This window comes from Nonomuraea sp. MG754425 (assembly GCF_021699195.1).
Classification (GTDB): domain Bacteria; phylum Actinomycetota; class Actinomycetes; order Streptosporangiales; family Streptosporangiaceae; genus Nonomuraea.
Genome location: NZ_SSXE01000193.1, coordinates 19,751 through 27,949 on the forward strand (window position 1 = coordinate 19,751; position 8,199 = coordinate 27,949).

The window sequence follows — 8,199 nt, forward strand, 5'->3', positions numbered from 1 at the left end:
CCCCGGCCCACCCCTTCATGCCCCCGACGAGGACGAGAGCCCGCAGACGGACACTCCGCCAGATTCTCGGCGGCGTCCGCCGGCGGGTTCGCCGTGCGGCGGGCAGGACACGCAGCGTCTGGCGGCGCTCGCTCCAACTCCAGGTGGTCACCAGCACGCTGGTGATCTCGGTGATCGTGGTCGTCGTGCTCGGCATGTTCCTGTTCGGGCAGATCAACAAGTCGGTCGTCGACAGCAGCCAGCGCTCGGGTGCCGGCGAGGCGACCGCCGACCGGCTGCAGATCGCAGACGCGCTGTCACCCGAGGCCGACGACCAGGACAAGTCCGTCGACGGTGGCAAGCGGGGCACAGGCAACCTGCTCGACGAGGTCATGAACACCGTCACCGGCTCGGGTGAGGGCGGCGCCCGCAAGCGCTACGACGTGCTGATCCTCAACTGGACGACCCCGGGCCACTCGCGCGCCTCCGGCCGGATCGTGCCCGAGGACGTGCCGCTCGGGCTCAGGCTGAGCCTGCAGCGCAACATCCGCGAGTACAAGTACGAGAAGGTCGTCCAGTTCATCCAGCCGATCAGGTTCCGCGGTGAGAGCCAGCCCAGGCTGACGTACGTGGTCGGCGGCATCGTGCACCTGACCACCAACGGCCGCACGTACGAGGTGTACCACTTCTTCCCGTTCGACGAGGAAGAGGAACTGCTGTCCAACGTCCGGCTGGCCATCGTCGTGGTGGGCCTCGGGCTGGTGCTGCTGCTGGCGGCCATCGCCTACCTCGTCGCCCGGCAGGTGGTCACCCCCGTGCGCCTGGCCCGCCAGGCCGCCGAGCGCCTGGCCTCCGGCAAACTGGACGAACGGCTCAAGGTACGCGGCGAGGACGACCTGGCCCGCCTGGCGAACTCGTTCAACGAGATGGCCGCCAACCTGACGCTGAAGATCCACCAGTTGGAGGAGCTCTCCCAGGTGCAGCGGCAGTTCGTCTCTGACGTCTCCCACGAGCTGCGCACACCCCTGACGACCGTCCGGATGGCCGCCGACCTGCTGTACGACGCGCGCGAGGACTTCGAGCCGATGGCCTCCCGCTCGGCCGAGCTGATGCAGGCCCAGCTCGAACGGTTCGAGTCGATGCTGGCCGACCTGCTGGAGATCAGCCGCTACGACGCCGGAGCCGCCACGCTCGACCTCGACCCCGTGGACATCCGCGACGTGGTGCTGCGGGCGATCGGCGACTCCGAGGCGCTGGCCGAGCGGCACGCCACCCGCTTCGAGCTGCGGCTGCCGAACGAACCCTGCATGGCCGAGATCGACAACCGGCGCGTCGAGCGCATCCTGCGCAACCTGCTCTTCAACGCCATCGAGCACGGCGAGGGCCGCGACGTCGTGGTCACCGTCGGGGCCGACCGGGACGCGGTGGCCGTCGCCGTACGCGACCACGGCATCGGGCTCAAGGCGGGCGAGGACACCATGGTCTTCGACCGTTTCTGGCGGGCCGACCCGTCGCGGGCCAGGACCATCGGCGGCACCGGGCTCGGCCTGGCCATCTCCCGCGAGGACGCCTCCCTGCACGGCGGCTGGCTGCAGGCATGGGGGCAGCCCGGCGAGGGCTCGCAGTTCCGGCTCACGCTGCCGAGGAACGCCGGGGCCGACCTGAAGGGCTCGCCGCTGTCGCTCGTGCCGCCCGAGATCGAGATGCGGCGCACCTGGCGGACGTCCATGACGCCCGTGCTGCTGCCCGCGACCGGAGACGGGGCCGTCGATGACGAGGACTAGACGCCTCGGCCTGATGGCCGCGCTCGCGGCCGCCATGGTCTGGATGAGCACCGGCTGCACCGTGATCTCGATGGGCGGCCCGTACACGGTGGACAACGACGACGGGGGCGGCGACCCGCTCAACAAGCCGTTCCAGCGCATGATCGCCATCGCGCCGCAGCCGAACTGGGGCCCCGACGACACGATCAGGGGCCTGCAGGCCGCCATGGCCGCCTACGAGGACGACCCGTCGATCCTGGCCGAGTACCTGACCCCCGAGGCGCGGAGCAAGTGGACGGCCGGGGGCCCGGTGACGGTGATCCAGGACGCCTTCGACGTCGTGCTGCCGCCGCCACGCGAGACCGGGACGACGGTGAAGATCATGCTCAAGGGGCACTGGGCGGCGCGCATCAACGAGGACGACTCGTACACGCCGACGAGCGCGCCGTGGGAACGGCCCTTCGAGCTGGTCAAGGTCGGGCAGGGTTACCGCGTCAGCGACCTGCCCCCGGGGCTCGTGCTCACCGAGTCGGACGTGGCCCGCGCCTACCGGCAGACGAACCTCTACTACCTGAGCCGCCACACTCAGGACCGGCAGGTGGTCGATCGCGTCCGCCTGCGGCTGAACACCACCGAGAGCTTCGCGCAGACCGTGCTCAAGCGCCTGCTCGAACCGCCGACCGAGGCGCTGCGCGGCGCGGTCACCTCCAGCTTCCCGTCCGGCACCAAGATCGAGTCGATCAGGTCGGGCGAGGACCGCGTGGTGATCAACCTGTCCGGCCCGCTCGACCCCCGCGACCTGAGCGTCGCGGAGGCGCTCAAGGGCCAGATCAGGAACAGCCTCGGCAGGAACGAGATCGCCAAGGGCCGCAGCATCGAGATCCAGCTCGACGGGGAGACGTACTCCATCGACCGGCCCGACACCGACGACCACTGGCTGGACGACGACATCGGCGACACCGCCTACTACGTCAACACCGGAGCGGTCCGCTACCTCAGCAAGGACGGCCCGGGAGGCGTCGTGGCCGGCGCGGCGGGGGAGCGGCGCGAGGGCTACGGCCACTTCGCCATCTCGGCCGGGGCCACGCCGCTCATCGCCGCCAGGACCTCGACCGGCATCTCGGTCGCGGGGCTCGCGCCGGAGGGGCTGTGGCAGGAGGTCATCCGCGGCACCGACCTCACCCCGCCCACGTGGAGCCGCGACGGGTCCCTGTGGACGTACGACGCCAAGAACGGCCTGCTGCGCTACGACCCGGCCAAGGGACGGACCGCGTCCGTCGAGGTGCCGGAGGAACTGGACCGGCTGGACGTGACCCGGTTCAGGATCGCCAGGGACGGCGTCCGGGTGGCGGTGACCATCGGCCCGAACACCGTGCAGATCGGGTCGATCACCGGCGGCGGGGCCGGGATGCGGCTGGCGAACCTGCGCCTCCTGACCACCACCGAGACCGGCGACGAGATCCACGACATCGCGTGGCGCGACGACGAGCACCTGCTCGTGCTGGTGGAGGGGCAGGCCGGGCAGACACTCAACGAGATCAACGTGGGCGACGGGGAGACCACCGGCGTGCCGCTGAAGGACCGGCTCGAGTCGCTGGCGGCACTGCAGGACCGGGTGCTGGCGGAGGTCAGGACGAAGGACGGCGGGGTCAAGCTGGTGGAGCTGAACCAGGACCGGCAGACCTGGGCCGACAAGATCAACTCCGAGGGCGGCGCTCCCGTGTTCCCGCTGGGCTGACCCGGCCACCTCCCGGCACCCCGGTGCGTTCCGTCACGGGGCCGGAACTGTCGGTGGCCGCCGGCATGCTGGGCCACGTGCTGACCGCCGTACTCGATCTCGTCCTTCCCCCGGCCTGCGCGGGCTGCGGCGCCAAGGGGGCCTCGTGCTGCCCGCGCTGCTTCGCGGCCCTGACCGCCCGCCCCGCCGGGCGCGGTCCCCGGCCGGGCCCGCCAGGGCTGCCCGAGTGCTGGTCGGCGGCCTCCTACGAGGGCGTGGTGCGCACGATGATCGTGGCGTACAAGGAACGGGGCGCGGTGGCGCTGGCCGGGGTGCTGGCCGAGGCGGTCACGCGTACGGTGCTGGTGGCCGTGGGGCTGGTGGCTGTGGGGCCGCCGGGGGAGTGGGCGGCCGGGCGGTTCGCCGTCGTGCCGGTGCCGAGCGCGCGGCGCAGCGTGCGGGGCCGGGGCCACGATCCGGTGGGCCGGCTGGCGGTGCTGGTCGCCGACCGGCTGCGGGCGCGCGGGCTGGCCGCCGAGGCGTGGGCCGGGCTGCGGCAGGCCGGTCCGGTGGCCGACCAGGCGGGCCTGAGCCGTGCCGAGAGAGCCGCCAATCTCGCGGGGGCGCTTCAGGTCGTGCCTGCCGCGAAAGGTCCTCCAGCGCGCTGTGCGCTGCTCCTGGACGACATCGTCACGACCGGCGCGACCCTCGCGGAAGCCGCGAGAGCCCTGCGTGCCGCCGGGGTCGTGGTGCCGCTGGCCGCGACCGTCGGCGCGACACGCCGAAGATCTTAAAAGTCATTACGTCACGGTCGGTAAAGAAAGATCCAAATCGAGATACTAGCCCGAGGGCCACATGTCACTTCCCTAGACCGAATCCCTTGCTGTTCGACGGACGTGAGCCCGCTACGCATAAGGGGTGCCGATCGGTTAAACAGGGCGTGGGAAGGCGCTTCCCGCCCGCCCCGCGATCACGGGCAGTGATCGTTTGGACGGAGGTCAAGCTGACATTCGTGCTGGATGCGGATAGCGTTCCTACATGGCACCCGTTCGGGTCCGTGGTTGCGCAGGGTCGGGGTCCCCGGCTCTGCTAGCCGATGCCAGCCGCAGGCAAAACGGTCCACGTAAGGCGACTCTTTGTCGACCGATCACGGTGCGGCTTAGGGATAAGTCCTGCCTTCCCGGGGGTCCAGATGTCCCCCGTCAGAAGAGAAGGGCAGTAGTGGCAACAGAGCTGCGAACCTCTCAGCAGGCGGATGTGGGGTCGAAGACCAGGTCGGCCGGGCGGGTGCCTTCCGAGTTCCCGGTACGCGATGTCGGAAGAGGGTAACGGTGACAGGAAGGCAGACAGTAGACCCCGTCCGACGTGCACGTCGTCGGGCGCTCTCGCTCAGTCGTTAGACCGAAGGGGGGCTGTTGCATGGACATCATCGTCAAGGGCCGGCACACAGGAGTGAGTGATCGGTTCCGCGACCACGTGACGACCAAGCTGGCCAGGATCGAACGTCTGGACAACAAACTCATCCGAGTCGATGTGGAGGTGTCGAAGGAACGCAACCCACGCCTCGCCGACCAGCGCGAGCGTGTCGAGCTCACCATTCACTCGCGAGGACCGGCCATCCGCGCCGAGGCCTCGGCCGACGACCGATTCGCAGCCCTCGACCTAGCCCTCGACAAACTGGAAGGTCGCCTCAGGCGGCTGGCCGACCGGCGCAAGGTTCATCACGGCAACCACTGCCCGCCTTCGGTGGCGAAGATCACCGCGGCGCTTCCCGAGCCTGCCGATCTGGCGTCCAGCACGCAGCCCGCCGTCCCCAAGCCGGCCGAGCCGACCGAGGACGAGCTGCAGCAGAAAAGCGACCAGCTCTACGACGACATCGTCCCGATCGAGATGGACGGCGACGGGCCGCTCATCGTCCGGGAGAAGTTCCACCGCGCCGAGCCCATGACCATCGACCAGGCTCTGTTGGAGATGGAGCTGGTCGGGCACGACTTCTATCTGTTCCGTGACAAGGAGAGCGGTCAGCCGTGCGTCGTCTACAACAGGCGCGGCTACAACTACGGCGTGTTGCGGCTCATAGAGCCCTGATCGCGCGCTGAAAGATCTTCTCGACCACCCGAGAACCGCGGGTACATGCCATCATGGCGGTTCAACGGCTCTGGCCCCCCGACGAGGAGGAGACGTGAGCGAGCTCAGTCTGGCAGCGACGAGCGAGCGAAGCGAGGCAAAGGCAGGCACGCGGCGGATCGTCACGAGACCGATCAGGGAGGTCTGGTGACCGAGTCTGGCGAGGCCCGCACTCAGGCGAGCGAGCCGATCCGCGTGCTGATCGTCGACGATCATGAGCTGATCAGGCGAAGCCTGGCGTTGGCGCTGGCTGCTGAGCCAGACATCGAGGTGGTCGGTGAGGCGAGCGACGGGCAGGAGGCGGTCGAACTGGCCGATCGCCTCATGCCCGACGTCGCGCTCATGGACGTGCGCATGCCCCGGCAGGACGGCATCGAGGCGACGAAGGGCATCAAGGCCTCCGTCCCCAGCACGCGCATCATCATGCTGACGGTGAGCGACGAGGAAGAGGACCTCTTCGAGGCCATCAAGGCGGGGGCCACCGGTTACCTGCTCAAGGACGTCCAGATCAACGACGTCCCGGCCGCGGTGCGCGGCGTGCACGAAGGCCAGTCGTTAATCAACCCGGCGATGGCGGCCAAGCTCATCAGCGAGTTCGCCAACATGAGCCGTAAAGAGGCCGAACGGCCGCCCCAGCTTCCCGTCCCCCGGCTGACCGACCGGGAGATGGAGGTCCTGCGGCTGGTCGCCAAGGGCATGAACAACCGGGAGATCGCCAAGCAGCTCTTCATCTCCGAGAACACCGTGAAGAACCACGTGCGCAACATCCTCGACAAGCTGCAGTTGCACTCCCGGATGGAAGCCGTGGTGTACGCGGTGCGGGAGCGCATGCTCGAGATCACCTGACGGAGCGGCGACGCGGGCTCGGCCGGGCCCCGACCCGGACGAACACGGCCGGCCCTGCGTGCCGCCCGCACCCGCGGCGCAGGATGGACACGGCGCAGGATGGACACGGCGCCGGGCGGGCGTGGGGGCAGCGCCGCGCGTCGGTCCGGTGTTGCGGGAAGCCAGTCTTGTGGGAAAGGCCACACCCCCCGTAGGACACGACGACCGGACCCGGACGTACGGCGACGGTGACCGTGCCGGACGTGGACCTACGGCGACCGTGCCCGACCCGGACGTACGGCGACGGTAACCGTGCCGGACGCGACCGCTGCGGCGCGGTGCTCGCCGGAGGGGTGGTCAGGGCGCGTTCAGGAGCGGGATCAGCTCCGGAGGGTCGGCGCGTTCGACGCGCACGGCGTCGCAGCCCACCCACTCGGCCGCCGACCACAGCGCGTCGTGTAAGGCGTCGGCCCACTTGGCGGGCTGAAGGCCGGGTTCCAGGCTGAGCTGCCTGGCCACCAGGGTCGAGCCCTCGCGGGCCGGGTCGACGCGGCCGATCAGCCGCCCTCCGGCCAGCACGGGCATGGTGAAGTAGCCGTGCACCCGCTTGTGCTTGGGGACGTACAGCTCCAGCGTGTAGGAGAAGCCGAACACCCGCTCCGTGCGCCCCCGATGCCAGATGAGCGAGTCGAACGGCGACACCAGCGTGGTGCGGTGACGGCCGCGCGGCTCCGACTCCAGGGCGACGGGATCGGCCCAGGCGTTGGCCTGACCCTGCTTGCCCGGCCAGCCGGCGACCGTCACGGGCACCAGCCCCGCCGCGCCGCTGAGCAGCACCTCGTCGAGGATCGCGGCGTAGCGGCCCTTGAGACGCAGGAAGTCGATGAGGTCGGTACGGTTGGCCACGCCCAGGGAACGGCCGGCGATGGCGGCCAGGCGCAGGACGCACTCCTCGTCGGACAGGTCGTCGGCCAGGAGGTCGGCGGGGACCACCCGCTCGGCCAGGTCGTAGACGCGCCGCCAGCCGACCCGGCGGCTGCACACCAGCTCACCGATGTCGAGCAGCCACTCCAGGCCGATCTTGGAGTCGGACCAGTCCCACCACGGGCCGCCGTTCTTGGCGCCGCCCACGTCGGAGGTGGTCAGCGGGCCGGAGTCGCGGACCTGGTCGAGCAGCTTGTCGACGTTGTCGGGCACCTCGTGCCACCGGAAGCGCCGCTCGCGGTAGGCGCGGCGGCGGAACGAGTAGAGCGGCCAGTGCTCGATGGGCAGGATGCAGGCCGCGTGGCACCAGTACTCGAAGCTCTGCGCGGGGTTGTGCCAGTAGGCGCGCTCGACCTTGGGGCGGCTCACCGCGCCGAGCCGCGCGTACGCGACCAGCTCGTGCGAGCGGGCCAGGACCGAGATCGTGTCAAGCTGGACGGCACCAAGCCTGCGCAGCATGGCGTGCACGCCGCCCTTGCGCGTGTCGGCGCCGATGAGACCCTGCGAGCGCAGGATGATCCGGCGGGCCTCGTCGGCCGTCAGGTCGATCGCACCGGTCATGCCTGCGACTCCGTATGGCGATGCATGCGAGCACCCTAGCGACGGCCACCGACAGAACCGCACACAGCACGGTCACCGCCTCCGGTCCCGCCCGACCGCCGGACGCCGACGGGAGCTCAGGCGGGAGGGGCCGGCTTCGGCAGTGGGGCACGCGTCTGCCGGGCGAGGAGAACCGGAAGGATCAGGGCAGGCATGGAAGCCGCGGGGCACGCGCCGCCGAGGGGGAACCGGTGGGGTCGGGGT

At 70.2% G+C, this 8,199-nt stretch carries 6 protein-coding genes; 5 read left to right on the forward strand and 1 reads right to left on the reverse strand.

The genetic code is table 11. The features are described from left to right. Window positions 1-17: 17 nt before the first annotated feature. The 5 genes from mtrB (at window position 18) to FAF44_RS43130 (ending at window position 6,432) form a co-directional block, all read left to right on the forward strand. Entirely contained in the window at window positions 18-1,763 is a 1,746-nt protein-coding gene (mtrB, locus tag FAF44_RS43110) for an MtrAB system histidine kinase MtrB (RefSeq protein ID WP_237109186.1), read from the forward strand. Next, a complete protein-coding gene (locus FAF44_RS43115) occupies window positions 1,750-3,480 on the forward strand; it encodes an LpqB family beta-propeller domain-containing protein (protein WP_237109187.1) in 1,731 nt (576 codons plus the stop codon). Before mtrB ends, FAF44_RS43115 begins: the two co-directional genes overlap by 14 nt. A gap of 23 nt (window positions 3,481-3,503) precedes the next feature. Continuing rightward, window positions 3,504-4,253, forward strand: coding sequence for a ComF family protein (locus FAF44_RS43120; protein ID WP_237109188.1), 750 nt, complete (start codon window positions 3,504-3,506; stop codon window positions 4,251-4,253). Between the two features lie 625 nt (window positions 4,254-4,878). Then, window positions 4,879-5,547: a ribosome-associated translation inhibitor RaiA gene (gene raiA / locus FAF44_RS43125; RefSeq protein WP_237109189.1), complete on the forward strand. Its 669-nt coding sequence runs from the start codon at window positions 4,879-4,881 to the stop codon at window positions 5,545-5,547. A gap of 186 nt (window positions 5,548-5,733) precedes the next feature. After that, window positions 5,734-6,432: a response regulator transcription factor gene (locus tag FAF44_RS43130; protein WP_237109190.1), complete on the forward strand. Its 699-nt coding sequence runs from the start codon at window positions 5,734-5,736 to the stop codon at window positions 6,430-6,432. 336 nt (window positions 6,433-6,768) lie between these two features. Here FAF44_RS43130 and FAF44_RS43135 read toward each other — a convergent pair whose 3' ends face one another. Beyond that, the gene (locus FAF44_RS43135) at window positions 6,769-7,956 is read right to left on the reverse strand and encodes a winged helix-turn-helix domain-containing protein (protein ID WP_237109191.1); all 1,188 of its coding nucleotides are present in this window, start codon (window positions 7,954-7,956) and stop codon (window positions 6,769-6,771) included. Window positions 7,957-8,199: the final 243 nt, after the last annotated feature.